The 22,983-nt window shown below is 35.1% G+C and carries 21 protein-coding genes; 6 read left to right on the forward strand and 15 right to left on the reverse strand.

From position 1 onward, the window contains the following. Positions 1-20: 20 nt before the first annotated feature. The 6 genes from BM260_RS01960 to BM260_RS01985 form a co-directional block, all read right to left on the reverse strand. Positions 21-1,553, reverse strand: coding sequence for a sensor domain-containing diguanylate cyclase (locus BM260_RS01960; protein ID WP_093534472.1), 1,533 nt, complete (start codon positions 1,551-1,553; stop codon positions 21-23). Positions 1,554-1,653: 100 nt separating this feature from the next. Next, a complete protein-coding gene (locus BM260_RS01965) occupies positions 1,654-2,361 on the reverse strand; it encodes an ABC transporter ATP-binding protein (RefSeq protein WP_093535682.1) in 708 nt (235 codons plus the stop codon). Next, positions 2,354-3,142, reverse strand: a complete 789-nt coding sequence (locus tag BM260_RS01970) for an ABC transporter ATP-binding protein (protein ID WP_093534474.1) — start codon at positions 3,140-3,142, stop codon at positions 2,354-2,356. The genes BM260_RS01965 and BM260_RS01970 overlap by 8 nt, the downstream gene beginning before the upstream one ends. Beyond that, entirely contained in the window at positions 3,132-4,082 is a 951-nt protein-coding gene (locus BM260_RS01975; RefSeq protein ID WP_093534476.1) for a branched-chain amino acid ABC transporter permease, read from the reverse strand. Before BM260_RS01975 ends, BM260_RS01970 begins: the two co-directional genes overlap by 11 nt. A gap of 13 nt (positions 4,083-4,095) precedes the next feature. After that, on the reverse strand, positions 4,096-4,971 hold the full coding sequence (locus tag BM260_RS01980; RefSeq protein WP_093534478.1) for a branched-chain amino acid ABC transporter permease: 876 nt from the start codon (positions 4,969-4,971) through the stop codon (positions 4,096-4,098). Positions 4,972-5,058: 87 nt separating this feature from the next. Continuing rightward, entirely contained in the window at positions 5,059-6,234 is a 1,176-nt protein-coding gene (locus tag BM260_RS01985; RefSeq protein WP_093534480.1) for an ABC transporter substrate-binding protein, read from the reverse strand. 434 nt (positions 6,235-6,668) lie between these two features. Here BM260_RS01985 and pepF point away from each other — a divergent pair, with 434 nt between their 5' ends. Then, entirely contained in the window at positions 6,669-8,483 is a 1,815-nt protein-coding gene (pepF, locus tag BM260_RS01990; protein WP_093534482.1) for an oligoendopeptidase F, read from the forward strand. Between the two features lie 99 nt (positions 8,484-8,582). Here pepF and BM260_RS01995 read toward each other — a convergent pair whose 3' ends face one another. Together BM260_RS01995 and BM260_RS02000 are read right to left on the reverse strand one after the other, a co-directional pair. Beyond that, positions 8,583-9,461 carry a helix-turn-helix domain-containing protein gene (locus BM260_RS01995; protein WP_093534484.1) on the reverse strand — a complete coding sequence of 293 codons (879 nt, stop codon included), beginning with the start codon at positions 9,459-9,461 and terminating at the stop codon, positions 8,583-8,585. A 321-nt stretch (positions 9,462-9,782) separates the two neighbouring features. Then, positions 9,783-11,249: a DHA2 family efflux MFS transporter permease subunit gene (locus BM260_RS02000; RefSeq protein WP_093534486.1), complete on the reverse strand. Its 1,467-nt coding sequence runs from the start codon at positions 11,247-11,249 to the stop codon at positions 9,783-9,785. Between the two features lie 181 nt (positions 11,250-11,430). On the opposite strand from BM260_RS02000, the gene BM260_RS02005 reads away from it, so the two are divergent. Next, a complete protein-coding gene (locus BM260_RS02005) occupies positions 11,431-12,303 on the forward strand; it encodes a TetR/AcrR family transcriptional regulator (RefSeq protein WP_093534488.1) in 873 nt (290 codons plus the stop codon). 11 nt (positions 12,304-12,314) lie between these two features. Then, on the forward strand, positions 12,315-12,584 hold the full coding sequence (locus tag BM260_RS02010; protein ID WP_093534490.1) for a hypothetical protein: 270 nt from the start codon (positions 12,315-12,317) through the stop codon (positions 12,582-12,584). Positions 12,585-12,620: 36 nt separating this feature from the next. On the opposite strand, the gene BM260_RS02015 is transcribed toward BM260_RS02010, so the two are convergent. Then, positions 12,621-14,723, reverse strand: coding sequence for an RNA degradosome polyphosphate kinase (locus BM260_RS02015; protein ID WP_093534492.1), 2,103 nt, complete (start codon positions 14,721-14,723; stop codon positions 12,621-12,623). Beyond that, positions 14,723-16,270 (reverse strand): Ppx/GppA family phosphatase, encoded by a 1,548-nt coding sequence (locus tag BM260_RS02020; protein ID WP_093534494.1) that lies wholly within the window; start codon positions 16,268-16,270, stop codon positions 14,723-14,725. Before BM260_RS02020 ends, BM260_RS02015 begins: the two co-directional genes overlap by 1 nt. Positions 16,271-16,417: 147 nt before the next feature. Here BM260_RS02020 and BM260_RS02025 point away from each other — a divergent pair, with 147 nt between their 5' ends. Next, the gene (locus BM260_RS02025) at positions 16,418-17,698 is read left to right on the forward strand and encodes an MFS transporter (protein ID WP_245762634.1); all 1,281 of its coding nucleotides are present in this window, start codon (positions 16,418-16,420) and stop codon (positions 17,696-17,698) included. Positions 17,699-17,742: 44 nt separating this feature from the next. Here BM260_RS02025 and BM260_RS02030 read toward each other — a convergent pair whose 3' ends face one another. The 4 genes from BM260_RS02030 to BM260_RS02045 all read right to left on the reverse strand — a co-directional run bounded on the left by BM260_RS02030 (position 17,743) and on the right by BM260_RS02045 (position 20,469). After that, complete coding sequence (locus BM260_RS02030; protein ID WP_093534498.1) at positions 17,743-18,411, reverse strand: hypothetical protein; 669 nt, start codon at positions 18,409-18,411, stop codon at positions 17,743-17,745. 273 nt (positions 18,412-18,684) lie between these two features. Further along, entirely contained in the window at positions 18,685-19,167 is a 483-nt protein-coding gene (locus BM260_RS02035) for a PaaI family thioesterase (RefSeq protein WP_093534500.1), read from the reverse strand. A 65-nt stretch (positions 19,168-19,232) separates the two neighbouring features. Next, positions 19,233-20,009, reverse strand: a complete 777-nt coding sequence (locus BM260_RS02040; RefSeq protein ID WP_093534502.1) for a carbon-nitrogen family hydrolase — start codon at positions 20,007-20,009, stop codon at positions 19,233-19,235. Between the two features lie 97 nt (positions 20,010-20,106). Next, positions 20,107-20,469, reverse strand: a complete 363-nt coding sequence (locus tag BM260_RS02045; protein ID WP_093534504.1) for a hypothetical protein — start codon at positions 20,467-20,469, stop codon at positions 20,107-20,109. Between the two features lie 526 nt (positions 20,470-20,995). Here BM260_RS02045 and BM260_RS18330 point away from each other — a divergent pair. Together BM260_RS18330 and BM260_RS02050 are read left to right on the forward strand one after the other, a co-directional pair. Beyond that, entirely contained in the window at positions 20,996-21,139 is a 144-nt protein-coding gene (locus BM260_RS18330; protein WP_175496160.1) for a hypothetical protein, read from the forward strand. A 100-nt stretch (positions 21,140-21,239) separates the two neighbouring features. Beyond that, a complete protein-coding gene (locus tag BM260_RS02050; protein ID WP_093534506.1) occupies positions 21,240-22,424 on the forward strand; it encodes a pyridoxal phosphate-dependent aminotransferase in 1,185 nt (394 codons plus the stop codon). Between the two features lie 141 nt (positions 22,425-22,565). On the opposite strand, the gene BM260_RS02055 is transcribed toward BM260_RS02050, so the two are convergent. Then, complete coding sequence (locus BM260_RS02055; RefSeq protein ID WP_093534508.1) at positions 22,566-22,907, reverse strand: hypothetical protein; 342 nt, start codon at positions 22,905-22,907, stop codon at positions 22,566-22,568. Between the last annotated feature and the right edge of the window lie 76 nt (positions 22,908-22,983).

Raw genomic sequence — 22,983 nt, forward strand, 5'->3', positions numbered from 1 at the left:
CATCCTTTTTGCTCGTTTTTTTATGTTGCCATTATGGTAATATTACGCCCATTTGATTTTGCTTCATAAAGAGCTAAGTCAACCCTATGCATGATTTCGTTTATATTCTCACCAGGTTTATACTCACCAACTCCTAGAGAAATAGTAATTTTTTTATGAATAGGTGGGAGCGAATCTTCAACCGTTTTTCTTAAACGTTCTCCCAAAATATATGCTTCCTGAATAACCTTTTTCGGAAGAATAATGATAAACTCTTCTCCTCCAAGTCGAATACACTCTTCTTGATCACTACATATGTTCTTCAAACTTTTGGAAACAAAATGGAGAACTTGATCCCCAGCAAGATGCCCAAATTCATCATTAACTTTTTTAAAATGATCTATATCTATCATGATTAATGAAAAAGCGATATTATTATTCACTAATTCATCGAGCAAATAATCAGCATATCTTCTATTTTTCAACCCTGTCAATGAGTCCGTAACAGATAAAGCCTTCATAATATCAACCGTTTCTTCTTGTTTTTTTCTATAATTATCTATTGTTTCTGTCAGTTGTTTAGCCTCAAAATACCATGTAGGAATGTCAAAGGATAATTCGTGATCATCTTTTCCACGCATAGTATAAATGGCTAATTTCCGTAATGGGGAAGCTAACTTCGTTGAGACATAAAATGCAATAACAATAATTATAAGAATTAACGGCAATGAAATGGTAAATATCGTAAACATAATTCCAGTTAAAGGTTTAACGGCACTACTGAACGGGGTCTGAGAGACGACTCCCCAGTCACTCTTCTCTATATATGTATAACCAGCAAGAAAGTTCTTTCCTTGTGTATTATCTAACTGCAGCGCGCCACTTTTCTCTTGCATTAACTTTTGAACAACTAGGTTAGTTTCTACGGATTGTCCAATTCTAACTTTGTCTGGGTGATAGATTAAAGTTCCATCTGTGTCAACTACAAATACATAAGATCCATCCTCCGAGTAATGTTCAGCAAGAATATTATGGAGAAAATTTCCTTCTTCCAAATATACCGTACCATTTAGCATACCTAAATAATCTCCACGGTCTCCAAACAATGGTGTAGTAACTAGTATTAATAATCTACCCGTTTGAGCATAATACGGTTTAGAGATAAATGCCTCTTTCCTCGCTATAGCTTCGTTTACTCCTGACGAGGTAATTACATTTCCTACAATTCCGAGATTTGGAGTAGTTGCAATGACGACCCCTTGGTTATTGATAACAGATAAAGAGTTGAAATTCTTACCACTTATATTTAATTGTTCTAATATGCTAGTGATCATTGCAGGATTGTCCATATTCTTAACGACATCTGACTTCCGTGCTTCCAGGTTGTTTTGCATATATGAAAAAGCTTCATCTGACATTTGTGCCAATTTCATAGAATACACTCTATTTTGCTCTAAAGAGTTCTCTATTAAACTTTCTTTCGTCACAAAATAACTGGAAGTTAACGTACTAAATATTATTCCAAACATAGTAAAACATATAAGTGAAATAATCCAAAATCTTAAAGTTTTCAATAATACCCTCCTATAAAAAAACGATCCAATTTGTAATTATTTACTATCATATATCATTAGCACACAAAAAACTACGACTATATCTAGTCGTAGTTTACTATTAATGCCCACCCAGATAGGCAAGTTTAACTTCTTCGCTGTTTTGTAATTCCAGGGCTGACCCAGAAAGTACTACTCTTCCCGTTTCAATAACATAACCACGGTTTGCAACTGATAAAGCCATATTAGCATTTTGCTCGACTAACAAAACGGTAGTACCTTCATTATTAATATCTTTAATCACTTGAAATATTGTTTTTACCATTAGAGGAGCAAGTCCCATAGAAGGCTCATCTAATAATACTAGTTTAGGCTTTGCCATAATCGCTCTACCCATTGCTAGCATCTGTTGTTCTCCCCCTGAAAGAGTTCCAGAATGTTGTTTCTTACGTTCTAATAACCTCGGAAAGATTTCATATACTTTTTGCATATCTTGATGAATTCCTTGTTTATCTTTTCGAAGAAATGCACCTAATTCTAAGTTTTCTTCAACAGTTAGATTCGCAAAAACCCGTCTTCCTTCTGGAACATGGGAAATCCCAGCCTTCACGATCGATTGTGCTTGTTTGCCAGAAATAGATTTATCCAGAAATTCTATTTTGCCTTTTTTAGGTTTCAGCAAACCAGAAAGAGTTTTTAGCAGTGTACTTTTCCCTGCCCCATTAGCGCCAATCAACGAAACAATTTCTCCTTGGTTAACAGTAATGGAAACATCCCGGAGCGCTTGAATATTACCATAAAACACATCTATATTTTCTACTTTAAGCATTGTCATCGTGAACTTCCTCCCCTAAATAAGCCTCTATAACCTTAGGATGGTTACGGATCTCTTCTGGTGATCCTTCCGCAAGAAGTTGACCATGATCGAGTACATATATTCTTTCACAAACGCCCATTACTAAATTCATATCATGCTCGATTAACAAAATGGTTAAATCGAATTTTTCACGAACAAATCCAATTAGATTCATTAAGTCATGTGTTTCCTGTGGATTCATACCTGCTGCAGGTTCATCTAATAATAGTAACTGAGGTCCTGCTGCTAATGCACGAGCAATTTCCAATCTTCTTTGTTGACCATACGGAAGATTTTTGGCTAGTTCATCTTTATATTTCTCCAATTTAAAAATTCTTAGGAATTCTAATGCTTTTTCTTCCATCTCTCTCTCCCCTTTGAAATGAGAAGGCAGTCGAAGAATAGAGCTTAACATCGTATGGGTTGCAAGAGAGTGATAAGCAACTTTTACATTATCTAATACAGTTAACTCGTTAAAGAGACGAATATTTTGAAATGTTCTACTTATCCCTTTTCTCGTAACTTTAAAAGGCTGTAGTCCATTTATTCTTTCCCCATTAAATAATATATCCCCTTCAGTAGGTACGTAGACACCAGTCAATAAGTTAAAGCTTGTAGTTTTTCCAGCTCCATTAGGGCCGATTAATCCGACAAGTTCTCCTTGATTTAACTTTATGTTTAAGTTTTGTACTGCCTTTAAACCACCAAACTGAATACCAGCATTTTTCACTTCCAGTAAAGGTTTATTTTCCATGCTGATCGCCTCCTTTTGGCGTTCTCCAAAGCTTGAAATAATCCGTAATTTCCATCGTACCCATCAAGCCTTTCGGACGATAAAGCATAACAAGAATTAAGACAAGACTATAAATAATCATTCGTGTTTCAGGATATCCTTGAAGATACGTGGAAACAACCGTCAATAAAATTGCGGAAAGTACGGCACCGGAAAGACTCCCTAACCCACCAAGAACAACAAATATTAAAATATCAAAAGATTTTAAGAATCCAAATTGACTTGGTTGAATGATATAAAAGTTATGAGAATACAAAGCACCTGCAACTCCAGCAAAAAAGGAGCCAATCGCAAATGCAGCTACCTTATAATAAGTAGTATTAATCCCCATCGCATCAGATGCAATTTCATTTTCTCGAACAGAAATTGCAGCTATCCCATGCCTTGAATTAGTAAAGTTGACGATTACTATAATGGTGATGACAAGGCAAACAAACGCATATGTCCAAGTCGTCAAATGTGAAACCTGCATTCCTGCAGCCCCACCAACATAGTCAATATTCAAAAATACAATGCGAATAATTTCTGCAAAACCAAGGGTTGCAATAGCCAAGTAATCCCCTTTTAATCTCAAACTTGGAATACCGACAATTAGCCCCGCTAAAGCAGCAACCATTCCTCCGACTATAATAGCAACGATAAAAGGTAGATCTAGTTTCATCGTCACAATTGCTGAGATATATGCTCCTACCGCTAAGAAACCAGCATGACCTATAGAAAATTGTCCCGTAATTCCAATTACTAGATGTAGGCTGACCGCTAAAATTATGTTGATAGCTATAAATATAAATGTATTAGAATAAAATTGATTCATCGTTCCATTTGCAATAAAAAATTGAACCACTGCATAAACCAATACTGCAGCTATAATAAATAGCCAAAACTGTTTTGACTTTTTCATAATTATGTATCACCTACACTTTCTCTCGTGTATTTTTTCCAAAGATGCCAGATGGTCTAAAGATTAGAATTAATATTAAAATGACGAATGCGGCAGCATCTCTCCATAAAGAGAACCCTAAAGCACTAACAACCGTTTCCACCACTCCAAGTACTAATCCACCTACCATTGCTCCAGGGATTATGCCAATTCCACCAAGAACGGCTGCAACAAATGCCTTCACCCCTGGTATTACCCCCATTAACGGATCGATCTTTGTATAATACACACCGAATATAACACCAGCTGCTCCTGCTAAAGCTGAGCCAATTGCGAAAGTTGCAGATATTGTATTGTCAACATTTATTCCCATCAGTTTAGCTGCTTCTGTATCATGAGAAACGGCCCTCATCGCTTTTCCAGTTTTTGTTTTATGCACAATAAACTGTAACAGAATCATTAATACAACAGATACCGATAAAATAAGAATAGACTGAATGCTAATTTGTGCACCTAAAAATGCAAACGAACGATTGGAAAACACATCTGGATACGCTTCTGGTTGAGCTCCTCTAATATAAATGACGCCATATTCTATTAATAGCGATACACCGATTGCAGTAATAAGCGCTGCTATTCTTGTAGCATTTCGCAAGCGTTTGTAAGCAATTCGTTCAATAATAACTCCGAATAATGCACAAGCTGCCATCGAAATAATAAGCGCTGGAAAGAAGCCTAAATTAAACACTGTAATAGAATAGAATCCAATAAACGAACCGACCATGAACACATCCCCATGTGCAAAGTTGATCAGTTTAATAATTCCATAAACCATCGTGTAACCGAGGGCGATTAAAGCGTATATACTCCCGAGTGAAATACCGTTTATCAATTGTTGAACCCATTCCATAATTTTTCACTCCTATAACTTAAGATTTCAATAATTTTAGAAATAGAAAAGGAGGGATATCAATCCCCCCTATTAATCATAAGAATCTTAAGGATTAACTTTCGTTTTAAATACTTGCGCTCCATCTACGAATTCAATAATCGTAGCCGATTTAATCGGATGGTGGTTTTCATCAACAGAGTATAATCCTGTTACAAGTTCCAATTGATCTGTAGCTTCAATTGCTTCTTTAATTTTAGTTCCATCTGTTGAACCAGCACGCTCAATTGCATCTTTTAATAGATAAACTGTATCATACCCAAGTGCATTGAATGAGTTAGGATCTTTACCATATTTTTCTTTAAATTTGTCAGAGAACTCTTTCGCTTTACCATCTGGATCTTCAGATGAATAAGCAGTAATAATGTATGAATTATTTAGTGCATCCGCGCCAGCTAAGTCAACAAGTGTTGGAGAATCCCAACCATCTGCTCCCATTAACGGAACTGTGATTCCTAATTCACGTGCTTGCTTAACAATTAAACCAACTTCTTCATAATATCCAGGAATAAATACAAATTCAGGATTAGAAGATTTAATACGAGTTAAATTTGAACGGAAATCAGTATCTTTCGCCACATATGATTCTTCTGCAACAATTTTCCCTCCAGCTGCTTCAAAATCTTTAATGAATGCTGCAGCAAGACCTTTTGCATAATCACTTGCGTTGTCTGCATACACTGCTGCTGTTTTAACTTTTAACTCATTAGCAGCGAAGTTTGCAGCTACCGTTCCTTGGAAAGGATCGATAAACGCTGTACGGAATGTGAATGGATTTACCTTTCCATCATCTCCTACTGTTACTGTAGTACTTGTTCCTGAAGGAGAAATCATTGGTGTTTTTGTGTCTGTTGCTATTTGAACTTGAGCAACGGAGTTACCACTAGTTGCAGCTCCAATAATAGCTGTTACTTTGTCTTGACTTGTTAATTTGATGGCTGCGTTTGTTGCTTCAGCTGCATCTGATTTATTGTCTACTTTAATAAGTTCGATTTGTTTCCCATCTATACCCCCAGCAGCATTGATCTCTTCAACAGCCAAATCGATAGCATCTGCTTCGGATGTTCCATAAGAGGCCACAGCTCCAGAAAGCTCAAGATTTGCACCTATTTTAATAGTGTCCCCACCCTCTGAACTATTTCCTTCTTCTGCTCCGCACCCAGCTAAAATTCCGATCAATAAAGTAGATGAAAGGAAAAGTGATGCAAATTTCGATTTCTTCATATAACTACCCCCATTTTGTTTGATAATTCTGAATTTATAAGTCATACTACTCGCTCTCTCTTTTTAGCAAGCATAAACTCAAACATTATCATTTTGTAAGAACAACCCTATTGTAAAACAAACTTTAAATTCAGTCTATACTAATTTTTCTTCATTTTTAGAAAATTAACAATATTAGATTAGTATAATTATTTTAAGCAGTCGTTAAGTCCTTATAAAATAACGTTTTATAGGTCAATTTCCTTGTTCTATCATTCTAATATTTTCCTTAAAAATATTTTTTCAAGGATAGATTAAGCGATATATTTTATTATTTATACTAATATTACATACATTTTATGGTATAAATTGAATAAAATATATGTTTTTACTTTTCAATTAATTATATATATACTATTAATAGTTCGAAATCCGTAATAATGAGGAGAGATAAAATGGTAAACCATATGCCTAAGCGAGACGAAGTAAAGACAGAAGAAACTTGGAATTTAAATGATTTATTTCAGACCGAAAATGACTTTTCAGGAGCATTAAAAGAGATAGAACAAAATGCATTGGAGTTCAATAATCGTTATCACGGGAACATCCAAAATGCTACAGATGTTGTGGATGCACTTATAGAATATACGAAACTATATGAGAAAATAGTACCTGCGGGAGCATTTGCTAGTCTTTCGTTAAGTACAGATCAAACAAATACCGACGCACAAATGAGAGCAAGTAAATTCGGTTCACTTTCCGCAAAGGTAAGCAGTCAATTATCTTTCTTAAATAGTGAACTAGTAGAACTACCGGAAGCAATCATTAAAGAAGCTATATCAAAATCTCCAGCTCACCAAATTTATTTAGATAAGTTACTAGCAAAGAAAAAATATCAACTTCATCCTGAGGTTGAAAAAACACTCGCTGCTTTCTCCGCTTCATTTGGAGCACCTTATAAGTTATACGATACTACCAAAATGCTTGATATTGCGTTTGATAATTTTGAGGTGAATGGTCAAGAGTATCCCCTTAGCTATGTGTCATTTGAGAATGACTGGGAAGGAGAAGCAGACACAGAAAAAAGACGAGCGGCATTCGAATCTTTTTCTAAAAAATTAAAAGAATACCAACATACTACCGCTAAAACGTATGATATGCATTTGCAAATGGAGAAAACAACATCAGATCTACGAGGCTATGATTCTGTTTATGATTACTTGTTATTTAACCAGGATGTTGACCGCTCTTTATATAATAGACAAATTGATTTAATCACGAAGGAACTCGCACCTCATATGAGAAAATATGCGAAATTGCTTCAAAAAGAACATGGACTAGAAAAAATGACTTTTGCGGATTTAAAAATATCTCTTGATCCCACATATGAGCCCAAAATATCCGTTGAGGAATCCAAAAACTATATTGATGATGCACTATCTGTTATGGGGGAAGAATATATTGAAATGGTCAATCGTGCATACGTAGAACGTTGGATAGATTTCCCTCAAAATGCTGGGAAATCAACTGGTGCATTTTGCTCTAGCCCCTACGGCAGTCATCCATATATTCTAATTTCATGGTCTAGTCGGATGAATGAAGTATTTGTTCTAGCGCATGAATTAGGTCATGCTGGGCATTTCTATTATGCAAACAAAGAGCAGAATATCTTTAACGCTCGCCCATCACTATATTTCATTGAAGCTCCTTCCACGATGAATGAAATGCTAGTGGCCAACCATTTACTAAAAAATTCGGATGACCCTAAATTTAAACGTTGGGTAATTTCTTCTATAGTAGCTCGTACGTACTATCATAATTTTGTAACTCATTTATTGGAGGCAGCATATCAACGTAAAGTGTATGACCGAATCGATCAAGGTTTAAATGTAAATGCACAAATTCTTAATGATTATAAACGTAGCGTTTTAGAAGAATTCTGGGGTGATGCAGTAGAAATTACAGAAGGTGCTGAGCTTACGTGGATGCGCCAACCTCATTACTATATGGGATTGTATCCGTACACATATAGCGCCGGGTTAACTATCTCCACTCAAGTATCCAAACGAATATTAGAAGAAGGACAAACTGCTGTAGACGAATGGACGGAAGTATTGAAGGCTGGAGGCACTAAATCACCTGTAGAGCTAGCGCAAATGGCGGGTGTGGATATTACGACAGATAAGCCGTTAAAAGATACGATCGCTTATATAGGTTCCTTGATTGACGAATTGGAATCATTAACAGAGGAAATTAATCAAAACAACTAAAATATTACTTGATTTGTAAAAAAGAGCTTGTGCTATACAAGCTCTTTTTTCTGTTTTATTCCTAGTACGTTATAGATGAAGGAGAAAAGTAGGCAGTGATTACTCACTAAAATCTAGATTAAGTGGTTGTTTCGGTAAGTTATCTTGGAAAAGCATATTTGTCGAATCTACTTTCTCATTGACTTCTTCAAAACGAAAACCATCTGCCCACACTTTTCCTTTACCAACAAGTAAAACGCCAAAGTAAATGGAAGCACTTTCTTCTGGAACATCTAAAACAATAGAATAGTGATTCCAGTCTGTAGTCCCATGAATAGAGCGACTATCCATATTGTCAAATTGAAGTGTATCACCAGAAACATTGTCAATACGAAGCCAAGCACCACATTTGGTCACTTGTTCAGTTTTTAAGAAGCATGACATTTTTATTCTTTTATTCTTGTAATTTTCTGCCTGAAACCCTTGCATCATTGTCCCAAATTGTTGTTCATTTGCCTCACCCTTAGCAAAAAGCAATCCCGACTTTGTCCCTGTGTGAAATACCTTATCATCTACCGTTAAATCATATAGCTCAGTATAAGAACCACTTAAGTTCCAGCCATTAATCTGTTCCTGATTGTTCAAATCATTCTCCTCCTTTATTATTCGTACAGCTCTCATCAACTGGCGATACTTTCCTGGAGGCAAGCTGTACACTTCTTTAAACGCTCTTGAAAAAGCCTCTTGAGATTGAAAGCGAAATAAAAAACCAATTGTTAAAATTGATTCTTCCGTTTCTAACAGAAGTGTCGCAGCCAAAGCTAATCGGCGTAGACGTATATATTCCACAATTGACTTCCCTGTATCTTTTTTAAATAACCTGGATAAATGATATTTTGAATAACCAATAACGGAAGTGAAACTATTTAGATTAATATCTTCCGTCAGATTACTCTCTATATAAGAGACTGTCTTTCGCGTTATTTCACTGTAATACAACTCACTCACCTCAAGATAATCATAACGAATAAAAAGAAAGAATATTTGATAAATATTGCTATATTATCATCAAATTAATAAAATAAACATTGGTCTTCTATTTTGCGACCAGAGAATTCGGATTACATGTCACCACATAAGATAATTTTAAGCATTATACGTGGATGATCGGCCGGACAGCGTCTGCCATATCGAAAACAACAACTATAGCTAAATTTAAATAGAAAGCCCTGAAAACTTTACTAATCGTAAAATTCTCAGGACTTTCTTTTTTTGAGAAGAGTTTTGTCCCCTCCTCTTTAAAATTTATGCTTCATTTGTTTATTTTTTAGATATATCTACTCGTTTGACAAATAGTGATAACACTAATGCTACAACTGTTACAAGAGTAGCGATGAAGAAAGTGAAATTGATCCCTTCTAACATTGCTTGAGCACCAAGTTGCATTTTAAACTGCGCCAAAGCATCTGTAGCAGTCGGCACATTTCCAGCTTTCGCTGCTTCTTCGAATAAACTTGCACCTTTTGATTCCATTCTAGCATTCATAATCGTGATGAATATTGCAGAACCTATAGCTCCTGAAACTTGCTGTAACGTGTTGTTCACTGCAGTTCCATGAGGATTCATCTTCATCGGTAATTGATTTAGACCATTTGTCATAATAGGCATCATTACCATGGACATACCTAACATACGGATTGTATAAACTGCCATGATGTAATAATAATCCGAATCTGCAGCTAAATTACTCATCATATATGTTGCAATCGTTGTAATTATTAAACCGATGACCGCTAACGAACGAGCACCGTATTTATCAAACAACTTTCCTGTTACTGGTGACATTAACCCCATTGCCAATGCTCCTGGAAGCATTAACAAACCAGAATCTAGTGGTGAAATACCGCGAATTGTTTGTACATACAAAGGTGTTAATATCATACCTGAGAACATTGCAGCTGAAACAACTACTGAAATGACAGACGATAATGCAAACATTGGATATTTATAAATACGTAAATTTAATAATGGTTCATCTAGTTTTAATTGTCTTAGGACAAAAATTACAAGAGCAATTACTCCGATTGCGATTGTACTATATACAATCGGTGCATCCCATCCTTTATCTCCTGCAGAACTAAATCCATATAATAGACCGCCAAAACCGATTGAAGATAAACCTAGTGATAAAATATCTAGTTTCATATCTTTGTTCGGAGTAATATTTTTTAACTTGAAAATCGCAAATATCAATACGATAACAGCCAATGGTAAGATTAACTCGAACAATACTCTCCAAGTGTAATGTTCAATGATGAAACCTGATAATGTTGGTCCAATTGCTGGAGCCATAATCATTACTAGACCAAATAATCCCATTGCTGTCCCTCTTCGTTCAATAGGGAATGCAGTCAACATAACATTCATTAACAAAGGCATCATTACTGCTGATCCTGCCGCTTGAATCATACGAGCTAATATAAGGACCCAAAACTCTGGTGCAATAGCCGCCAAAAATGTACCCAATGAAAATAAGGTCATTGCGGTAATAAATAACTTTCTGTTCGAGAACTTAGTTACAAAATACGCACTCGCAGGTATTAAAATACCATTGATAAGCATGTATCCCGTAGTAAGCCATTGAACAACTGACGCTTTAACATCAAATTCAACCATAATAGTAGGTAAAGCTACGTTTAATAACGTATTATTTAAAAAAGCTATGAATGCTCCTACAAATAGGATTGCAATCATGGCATATGGGGGTTTTTGTTGCGTTTCGTTCATTCTTATTTATCCTCCTAAAATTTTGTGCGTATTTCCCACTAGTTGTATACTACTTTGAACATTTTATACCCTTAGTCCAAAAAATGCAATCGCAAAAAACGCTTATATCTTAAATTTGTTGATTTAATAGTGTTTGTTTTGTATTATGATACTAGACTTGTAGTATAAAAGGTGTGTAAATATGAAAAATAGAAAGCATCAAGTATTATTGACTGCTCAAAAATTATTTATAAAAAATGGCTTCGCCGCCACTTCTGTCCAAGATATAATAAATGAAAGTAAAATATCAAAAGGTACATTTTATAATTATTTTTCGTCAAAGAACGAATGTATCATTTCTATAATTGACAACGCAAAGGAAGAAACGGATCTGAAGCGTAGAGAATTATTGATACATCAAGATATCACTAACAAAGACATATTAATACAGCAATTAATAGTCCGCATGGATGTATACAAAGAACGAAACTTAGTACCAATTTTTTTAGTTATCTTCCACTCACAAGATTCAGAGCTAAGGGATATTATCAAAAAAAATCATTATGAAGAAGTAAAATGGTTAGCCAAAAGGATAGTAGATGTATACGGGGCAAAATCACGGAAATGCTCAGTAGATAGCGCTATCTTGTTATTAGGAATGATTCAACAGATGCAGCATCCTTGGACAGTTAAATCTAAAGAAGTTTCTACTGTCGAACTAGTTAACTATGTGATGAACCGTATGGATTCACTAATGGGAGATTTAGTGGAGTCCGATGAAGTTATTATTGACACGTTTGTTTTTAATCATTTTTATGATGAAGTTCGGATTACTAAAGAACATGTGATTCAATTAATCCAGACATTTAAAGAAACAAATGAGAAAAAATTGAAGCTACAGGAAATTGAATTGATGAACTTCATCATCGATGAACTAAAAAGTAATAACACTAGGAAGTTTCTTTTGGAAACAGTAGTAAATAGCTTTTCAAATACGATGAACAATACAGCGCAGTCACTTGAAATAAAAGAAATAGCCTCGAATATTTGGCAGGTAATTGACTCTCTTTCATAAGGAGGTTTGACATGAAAAACAAAGTAATCGAACAGTATGAAGCAGATGAAAATATGATGATCCAAATTTATGTCCAATGGTGTATAAATCATGATATTAATCCTTTAGAGCTTTATAATAGAGCATATCCCAACCAAGCTTCCAACAATGTTATTCTAGAACTAATGGAAACTACAGAGAAAAATTCAACCATTATTGATACAGGCACTGTTTTGGATGTACTTCAATTATTCGGAAATGACGATCTTGCTTATGTAGTTTCAGAAGAGGATAAAAAGTAACTTAAGGAGCTGAACCAATGGGTTCAGCTCCTTTATCTATTCCTCTGGTATATACTTTCGTGATTTTTCTAATAAGATCTGCTGACTATCTACTTCGCATTCCGTTTTGTCTTTATAGTGATATTTTCCATTTTGATCTTGGACTCGCGCTTTAACGTTGTCTCGTAATTCTAAATCTAAAATTTCCATTACTCTCTTTTTAATAGAAGGAGATAATACTGGAAATAATATCTCTACGCGCTTTACCATATTTCTAGTCATCATATCAGCTGAGGATAGATATAATCGCGATGCTCCATTACGATAAAACCAGTAAATTCTTGAATGTTCTAAAAATCTTCCAACTATACTCGTCACATTTATATTCTCACTAACTCCTGGAACTTTAGGTAACAAACAACAAGTTCCCCTAACTATTAAATCAATTTTCACCCCAACAGAAGAGGCTTCGTATAACTTTAATATTAAATCTTTATCAGTAAGGGAATTCATCTTTAGTTTTATATGTCCATTATGAAAAGCCTTATGGTACTCTATCTCCTCATCTATTAAACTAATGAATTTGTCTCGAATATCAAATGGTGAAACGACTAATTTATCATAGTTAGGTTTGTCGGTATATCCACTGAGGAAATTAAAAAATTGGGTGGCATCTGAACCAATTTTTTTGTTTGCCGTAATAATTCCCATATCAGTATATGTTCTTGCAGTTTGATCATTATAATTTCCTGTACCGAGATGGACATATTGCTCAATTCTATTGTTCCTTCTTCGAACAACTAATGTTATTTTGGAATGCGTTTTTAAATTATGCATGCCGTAAATTACGAGACACCCTGCTTTTTCTAACTCCTTTGCCCACTGCACATTATTTTCTTCATCAAAACGAGCTTTTAACTCTACTAACACAGTCACCTGTTTTCCATTTTCTGCAGCACGCTTTAATGCAAGAATTACAGGAGAATTCCCACTAACACGGTACAAAGTTTGCTTGATAGCCAATACGGAGGGATCGTCAGCTGCCTTTTCGATGAAATCTATGATTGGCTGAAAAGATTCATAGGGATGATGAAAAAATAAATCTTGTTTTTGAACCTTCGCAAAAACATCTTCATCACTAGCTATGTCTAGTGGTGGTTGTGGTATAAAAGGTTCATAGAATAAGTGCATATGCTTCCCTTTAAAAATTTTAATGAAGGAAAACAAAAAAGTTACATCTAATGGGCCATCTACTTTATAGACATCCTCTGGTTGAATTTCTAGCTCGTCCAGCAAGTAATTTAATAACTTAGGCTTTATTTCACTTACTTTTACTTCTAATCGACTAACTGCGCCCCACTTTCGTTTTTTCAATTCTTTTTCTATCTCAATTAATAAATCTCGCGCCCCCTCTTCATGGAGAGTTAAATCTGCATTACGTGTTATTCTGAAAGGGTTCGCATGCTTCACATGGTACCCATGAAAAAGCTTGGAAATATGTTCAATAATGACATCTTCAAGCAGGACAGCTACAAATGAACCATCAACTGTAGAAACTTGGATAAAACGCTTTAGAACAGACGGCACTTGTACAATGGCAATCTTATTTTGTTCCACTAAATCATATTGATTGTCTTCAATCATGACTAAAATATTCATTGTTTTACTCAACAATATAGGAAATGGACGGTATGCATCTACCGCGATCGGTGTTAAAACAGGAAAAATTTCTTCTTCAAATAATTTCTGCAGTTCCTTCTTTTGAGCGGTAGTTAGTTCACTATATTTAACTAAAGAAATCCCTTGCTTTGGGAGTTGTTTTTCAATTAGTTCTTTATAGATTTTCATTTGCCTCGAGACTAGTTGTTTTGTAATAGATGCAATACGATTTAACTGTTCTTTTGGTGTCAACCCTGCTTTGTTTTCAGGTTTATTGAATCCTGCACGAACCTGATCTTGTAATCCTGCTACACGAACCATAAAAAACTCATCTAAATTGGAACTAAATATAGCCAAAAACTTCATCCGCTCTAAAAGAGGATTCGACTCATCTTCCGCTTCTTCGAGAACTCGCTCGTTAAAAGCTAGCCAGCTGATTTCTCTGTTATTATAATAGGCATAGTCATTAAAAGGATGTTTTTCTACAGTCTTATTAGTCATCACTCAATTTCCTCCATGTCTAAAAACTTCAACTCCACTTCTACATGAACTATTTTCTCTATATGTTTTTTCAGTTTTTCAGCTTGGTATTGTTCTAAAATATTATTTCCAACAACTAAAAATATAAATTCAATTTTATCCATGGATCTTTTAATGGAAACATTCTTTATATGAGATCTTCCAAGGACGTCCATCCCTTTCGTAAAACGGATTAATGCACCAATATCTCGAAGTTGCTTACTTTCCGTACTATTAATAGTATGTGGATAGAGGTCTATATATTGTTTAAAGGTATCTTTATTTTTGTACGATGCAAGTAAGGCTAATTTCAAGCGATCCTTGTTTGAAATCCCATCTATTGTTAAATTAGTTAACAGATAAAAAGTATGCTGACTAGATGCCTCCTGATCAATTTCCTTTCCAATATGAAATAGTTGGTAGGCATATTGAAGTAACGCATCATTTTGCATTGGGGTAATATAACCCCATTGTCCAAATTTGTTATATATCGAAGAAAATATTTCATATAGATGAAGTGATATATGTTCATCAACATGAAATTTCCCTAACACATGCCGAACAGCATTTTTTGTTACACTATTAACGTTAAAATCATCTGGAAAATATTTTATAAGCTGAGCGTAAATTACCCCTTCCCTCAGTCCTTTTTTGCTATATATAAAGACCATACTTTGTACCACTTCCATAAATACGCGAAAAGTTTCTAAAGCAGGTACAATAATATCCGCTCGATCACTGGATAAGCCATCTATTTTCTTTAACCCTTCTAAAGACGATTGGGTGAATTTATAACTTATTTCCTGCAAATCCACTGTGCTTAACTCGTATTGGTGAGTTCCATGCAAAGAATTGTTTTTTCTTTCCTGATCTACTTGTGCTATATTACGTGCGCTGCCCCCAATAGCAATGATTGGCACTTGCAAATTATGTAACCATTCAAGCGATTGAAATTGTTCTCTAACAAATTCTATTAGGGATATTTTTTCCTCTGTTGTCATAAAACCGTTCGTTATAAATCTCTTTTTTAATGAAACTGCTCCAAATGGGAAACTATGCGAAAACTTCATTTCTTTGTTTTCAAAGTATGTAACTTCCGTACTTCCTCCACCCATATCGATCGTTACAGCTGAGGGGATACTAGTAGAATGTATTACTGCTAAATAACCATAATATGCTTCTTCTTTAGCAGATATTATAGTTACTTTTATGTCTGTTTGTTGTTTAACCTTGGTTATGATAGTTTCACGATTTTCCGCTTGCCTAACAGCCGCAGTAGCAGCAGCAAATACATCGGTTACTGATAAATCATCTAAAATTTTTTTGAAATTAAATAATGTTTCTATTAAAAGGTGAATACCTTCTTCACTTAAATTTCCAAATGTATCAATATGCATACTTAAGCGTGCTACCGTTTTATAATTATAATGTTCTACTAACCCCTCTTTACTGCTATAACTAAAAACTACTAGACGTATAGAATTGGAACCGATATCTATTATTGCTTTTTGTTCACTAATAGGTTTCATAAAATCTACTCCTTTATATAAAGTTTATTCCTTATTTCTCCTCTTCAATATTAATAATGTAAATTTAAGTTATTTTTCTGAATTATTTATACTCCCCTTTATTTATTTGATGTACAATAATTTATAACAAGGCTTGAAGGGATGAATATATTGAAAAAATTCACAAAAGAAGAGAATAGCTGGTCTCTTTATGATTGGGGCTCTTCTGCCTATTCAATCACTATTACTACAGCTGTTTTCCCTATCTTTTACAAAGCATCCGCAACAGCAGGGGGGGTTGATGCAGCAGATTCCACAGCATATCTCGGATATACAATTGCTATTTTTACTTTTATACTTGCATTGATAGGACCAATTCTAGGAACAATCGCAGATTATCGTGGGATGAAAAAGAAATTTTTCACTTTTTTCTTTGTATTAGGAGTTACATTTACTACGATGTTAGCATTTGTGCCTTTTGATAACTGGCTATTATTATTAATCTTTTATACCCTTGCCGCACTCGGTGCAACTGGAGCAAACGTCTTCTATGACGGCTTTATTGTTGACGTCACAACAAATGAACGGATGCATAAAGTCTCTTCACGTGGATATAGCCTTGGTTATATTGGGTCCACTATTCCATTTTTACTTAGTATTGTCATTATTTTATTGGCTCAGAGAGAAATTATCCCTATTTCGTCGACAAATGCTAGTCGAATTGCATTTGTAATAACAGCGGTCTGGTGGGTTATATTTTCTATCCCAATGTTCAAAAATGTGAAGCAAATTCATTTTGTGGAGAAAGAAGGAAATTTAATCGTTGAAAGTTTTAAACGATTAGGAAACACCTTCAAAGAAATTAGACAATATCGCACTGTATTTTTGTTTTTACTAGCATACTTTTTTTATATTGATGGAGTGGGTACGATTATTTCCATGTCTACAGCCTATGGATCTGATTTAGGATTGAGTGCAACAAGTTTACTTATCGTACTATTTGCCACCCAAGTTGTCGCTGGACCTTTTGCACTTTTATATGGGAAATTAGCTTCTAAATTTACGGAAAAGAAAATGCTATATGTGGGGATCATTGTTTATATTATTGTATGTAGTTATGCATTTTTCTTAGATACTATAGTTGACTTCTGGATCTTAGCGATGCTTGTCGCCACTTCTCAAGGCGGTATTCAAGCACTTAGTAGATCCTATTTCGGTAAAATAGTTCCAAAAGAAAATTCCAATGAGTTTTTCGGATTTTATAATATCTTTGGTAAATTTGCCTCTATTATGGGACCGCTATTAGTAGCTATTACTGCACAAGTAACAGGAAACTCTTCCTACGGAGTATTTAGTCTGGTAATACTATTCATTATTGGCTTTATCATTCTAACAAAAGTTCCAGAACCAAAAACTGCACCTCCTGTGGATCAAATTGTAAAAAGTTAGGTTGTTAAGGCATACTAGAATCTAGTATGCCTTTTATCCTGATGCTATTTAACGTGTAGCAGTCCTGATATCAAACGTCGTTTAGTCCATATTAATGTAAAGATCAAAAACAACTCAAATGCATTCGTCACTGCTCCACTTTCTATATTAAGAGGTAAGGCACTTCCAATAGTCATAACTATGGCACCTATAAAGAAAATCGGCCATTTTGTTTTTTTCCATACGATTGCACTCGCTACAATAAGAATAAGTGTTACTAATAACACCATAATTGGCGGGCCTGTCGCTTCCTCCACATTCGAATAGCTGACGACACCATACTCCTTCACCACTTCAATTTCCAATCCAACAACCTCTACTGAAAATTCAAAAACCATTAAACCAATCGTATAAATAATACCTACTATAACTAACCATTTTTTCTTTACCCATTCAATTCCACTTTCTCGTAGTGTTCCTATTGAATACATTACAAGTAGTGGAGTTATTAAAGCGTGCAAGCAAAAACGAGAGAAGTTTAAGCTTTCCAATAATTCTCCTTCGCCAATCCACTTGCCTGTTGCTAGTATCAAATTATCATAAATCAGTGGGAGTATAACTATATAAATAACACTGCTCCATTTGGCCAACTCTTGCTTTCTTATACCATATAATCCCCATATCAATAATGCCGTATATAAAAATGTATAAAGAAAATATAAAAACGTATCCATTCAATCGTCCTCCTTTCTATTCCATTCCCATATTCCAAAAAATTTAATCAGAAAATTAAAAAACCAAGCAAAAATCGCCAGTCCTTTAACGTCATATCCTGATTCTTTCGTTTTCTAGGAGCCTTTTAGGATAACAAGAGAAAGTTACTTTCATGTCTTATTTCATAAATTTTTCCTATCTCTTTTAGTTTCGCTTTCTTATAGTATTACTCAATATGTCAAAAAAACCTGCACTAAAAACGTATTGTTTTAGTTGCAGGTTTTATAATTATTCTATTGTTTTCCAAAAGTATTAGGCATCACTACAGCAAGAACTTCACCGCGAGCGCATAGTTCTTCTCCCGCAAATACTTCTGTTATTACCTTGAATTTCTTTGGATGAATTTCTTCTACTTTGCCAACTGCTTTAAGAGTAACATTTTGAGGTGTTGGCTTTAGGAAATCGACATGAAGTGAGCCAGTTACGAAACGAGGCGGCGTTTCTCCACTTCCTGGTTCAAACCCATTTTTTCGATGTAATGCGAGTGAAGCAGAGCCAGTTCCATGACAGTCTACCAGTGCCCCTATTAGACCCCCGTATACAAAGCCAGGTATAGCAATATGCTCTTCCTTCGGTTCATATATAGTTACTGTCTGTTCCCCATCCCAGGCAGTACGGAAATGATGCCCATCTTTGTTCATCCTTCCACAACCGTAACACCAAGCAAAATCCTCTGGGTACTCATCTTGAATAGCGCGAATTTTTTCTACCATCATAACTCCCCCTTTAGAAAACCATACAAAAAAGCTACCCGTACGTCAATACAGATAGCGAGATTCTATTAATAGATGTCCACTCTGCGATCCTGAAAAACAGGGATCCTCTTTCTAACTTCATCCACTTCATCTAAGTTAATTTCTACTAGACCGATTGTTTCTTCTTCTGCTCCAAGCCAAAGAACTTCACCCCACGGCGCAATTACCATCGAGTTTCCATTAAACGAATTGTTCAGATCTTCTCCAACTCGATTTACTGCTACGATGAAACACTGATTTTCAATCGCACGAGCCTGCAATAATATTTTCCAATGATCTATTCTTCCAGCTGGCCACTGTGCCGGTACAAATATAACTTTAGCTCCAGCCAATGAATGTGTTCGGAACCACTCTGGAAAACGTAAATCATAACAAATAACGCCACCCATATCGACATCATTTAACGTAAAGATATTTTTGTCTGTTCCCGCCTCTAGATAAAGATGCTCATCCATTAATTTAAACAAATGTGCTTTATCATATTCGGCTATTACCTCACCAATATTATTCACGACATACATCGTATTAAAGAAATGATTACCTCTTTTCGTAGAAACGGATCCGCCAATGATATGAATATGTAATTCTTTAGCTAATCGCGTGAGGAGACTTTTAGTATCTTCGCCGTTTACATCAGCTATTTCTTCAAGATTCGTTAAATCATAACCCGTATTCCACATTTCAGGTAATACAACGATTTCTGCATTCAGCATCGCAGCTTTTCGCACCTTTTCTTCTACTTTTCTAAAGTTTTCCTTCGGATCCCCAAAAGCTATATTTAACTGAACACATGCAATTCTCATTTTGACACTCCTAAAGACATAATTATTAAAAGGTTATAAGATTTGACGGATAAATGCAACTATTCTTGTAAATCAAACAATGAATTCGTTGCTTTATTTAATATTCTCCTTTCTCCATAAAAGTCCGTATTTCTTCTATCTCTCCTTTTAATCTTTTATCCGCAGAGTCTAAAGATTGTTTGTTATCTACTTTGCTAATGAGACCTTCCACCAACGTATCTAGTAATCGTTCATCATCACTGAGTTCTCCATCACTTAGCTTTGAGTCATACTTTTCTTTGTATTCATTAAAAGTTTCCCATTCTTCGCTTGTCGGCTCTCTGTCCATTTCTAATGAGGTTTCAATAGTAGTAAGCACCTGCTCAACATCGCCATGCATTTCTGCTTTAATATTCTCGTTAACGGATCCACATGCTGTTACTAGTAAGGTTAGTGTAAGAAGTATTAATAATCGTTTCATATAACAACACCCTTCTTTTGAAAATTGTAATCTGCCATGGAATTGCACTATGCATGGGGTGCAATTCTGGACTTACGTTTAATTTTAAAGTCCACTATTTCTAAGATGAGTCGTATTAATAAAACACCTAGACTATGTGCCTAAGTGCTTTATTGGGGTACTTGGAAGGTCAATATTGCAACAGATAATATAGTACATAGAACCATCCAAAGAAACCATGAATAATCGCCCACAGTATCGACTTGTTAACTGTCCATGAGATAACTATCGCTAATATTACTCCAAATCCAATTCCGCCAGATGTTACCGACCTCTGTCTAATCGCACCCATCCTATCCTTTTGGCAGTCCTATCTTAATATATTCCTAGTAGGCAACACCTTATGCCAAGACACGCAAAATCATCCGTAATACTTTTTTATGTAGCTATTAGTATCGCATTAATCGATTTTTTGTGAATTACGAAGGGAATTATTTAAAAAGTGGGCGTAAGTGATATCAAGGCAATCTTTTGGAGCTCTAATTTGATGGTTAGTTGGAATTCTGGGACACTTAGTTGGAATTTTGGGCTTTCTAGTTGGAATTATCGTCATGCTAGTTGGAAAAATGTAATACAGGAAAAAGATGTCCAGTCCTACACGTCTAAACATGAAAAAAGATTCACATTTTAAAAATCAATAACTATAAAAACCAACCAATACATAGACAAGCTATTTATTTTTGTTAGAATAAAAATACAAATGCAACTTTTTAGAAAACGAGGTTTTGTACATGGAATTTTCAAACCGTTTAAACAATCTACCTTCTCAGTTCTTTGCTACACTTGTCAAAAAAGTGGGAGATGCAGTTCTAGAGGGGCGAGATGTGATTAATTTAGGACAAGGTAATCCTGATCAGCCCACTCCCCCACATATTGTGCAAGCAGTCCAAGAAGCGGCCGCTAATCCACTAAATCATAAGTATAGTCCCTTTCGTGGAACGGGGGATTTTAAAAAAGCAGCATCCAATTTTTATAAACGGGAATATAATGTAGATATTGACCCTGAAACGGAAGTGGCAATTTTATTTGGAACGAAAATTGGGTTAGTAGAGCTCCCATTAGCTTTGATGAATGAGCATGAGTTAATGTTACTTCCAGACCCTGGTTATCCTGATTATTTATCGGGAGTAGGATTGGCAAATGTCGAGTTTAATACTATGCCATTACTGGGGGAAAATAATTTCCTGCCGGATTATAGCTCATTAACAGAACAACAAAAACAACAAGCAAAACTTATGTACTTAAATTATCCAAATAATCCTACTGGCGCTATCGCTAATTTAGACTTTTTCCAAGAAACTGTTACATTGGCAAAAGAAAATGATATTGCTATTGTTCATGATTTTGCATATGGAGGAATAGGTTTTGACGGTGTGAAGCCAGTAAGCTTCTTACAAGCTGATGGAGCAAAAGACGTTGGTATCGAAATGTACACACTGTCCAAAACTTATAATATGGCTGGTTGGCGCGTTGGTTTTGCAGTTGGAAACTCTAAAATCATTGAAGCTATTAATATTATTCAAGACCACTTATTTGTTAGTATCTTCCCTGCTGTTCAAGATGCTGCAACTGTTGCTTTGAACGGTAGCCAAGCATGTGTAAAAGAACTGGTTGATCTATATGAAGGCAGACGGAATGCTTTAGTCGAAGCTTGTACTAGCATTGGATGGAAGGTGACTGCACCGAAAGGATCCTTCTTTGCTTGGCTACCAGTCCCTGATAATTATACGAGTGAAGCTTTTGCAGATTTAATGTTACAAGAAGCTGACGTAGCGGTTGCTGCTGGTAATGGATTTGGGTCATCCGGCGAAGGATATGTTCGAGTAGGATTGTTAGTGGATGAAGACCGATTGAAAGAAGCAATTACAAGGATCGGAAAGCTTAATTTATTTGGCTATGCTAAAGGCAAAGGTTGATTTGAAATGCACATAAAAAAATGAGCTGGAATATATCTCCACGCTCATTTTACTTTGGTGTATATTTTTACTAAAACACCCGTTTGTTTAAGTGTATTTATTCACATAGAACTATCCAAAATAGTTCTATGTATGCAAGTTCTAATAATCTAACTGCTTTAAGCTCAATAGTAAACCATCATCCGTAATTTTTTTAACCATGAATGAATTTAACTTTCTGTCAATTTTTTTATCCATTTTATCTGCATTACTGAATGAATTTCTTACTGCATCTATTGCATAAATAAGAATTGATAACACACCCGCACTTCCTAATGCCACTCCTATACTTTCGTTTTCTGGAAGATGAGTATCCATAATCTTTCTTACTTCTTTATAATAGTCTCCTTTAATAAGGATATATTCAGATTTTGCCTCTAAACCTGCTAATAACTCAGTTCGATTATGTGCTTCATAAGCTTCTATACCATTCACTTTGTACATAAAAAATCCCCCTTTCAAGTGTCATAATAATAATTTACGAATATAAACAAACTAAAGTTCCGCTTTTTTCTAATTT

The organism is Psychrobacillus psychrotolerans (assembly GCF_900115805.1).
In the GTDB taxonomy this organism is placed as follows: domain Bacteria; phylum Bacillota; class Bacilli; order Bacillales_A; family Planococcaceae; genus Psychrobacillus; species Psychrobacillus psychrotolerans.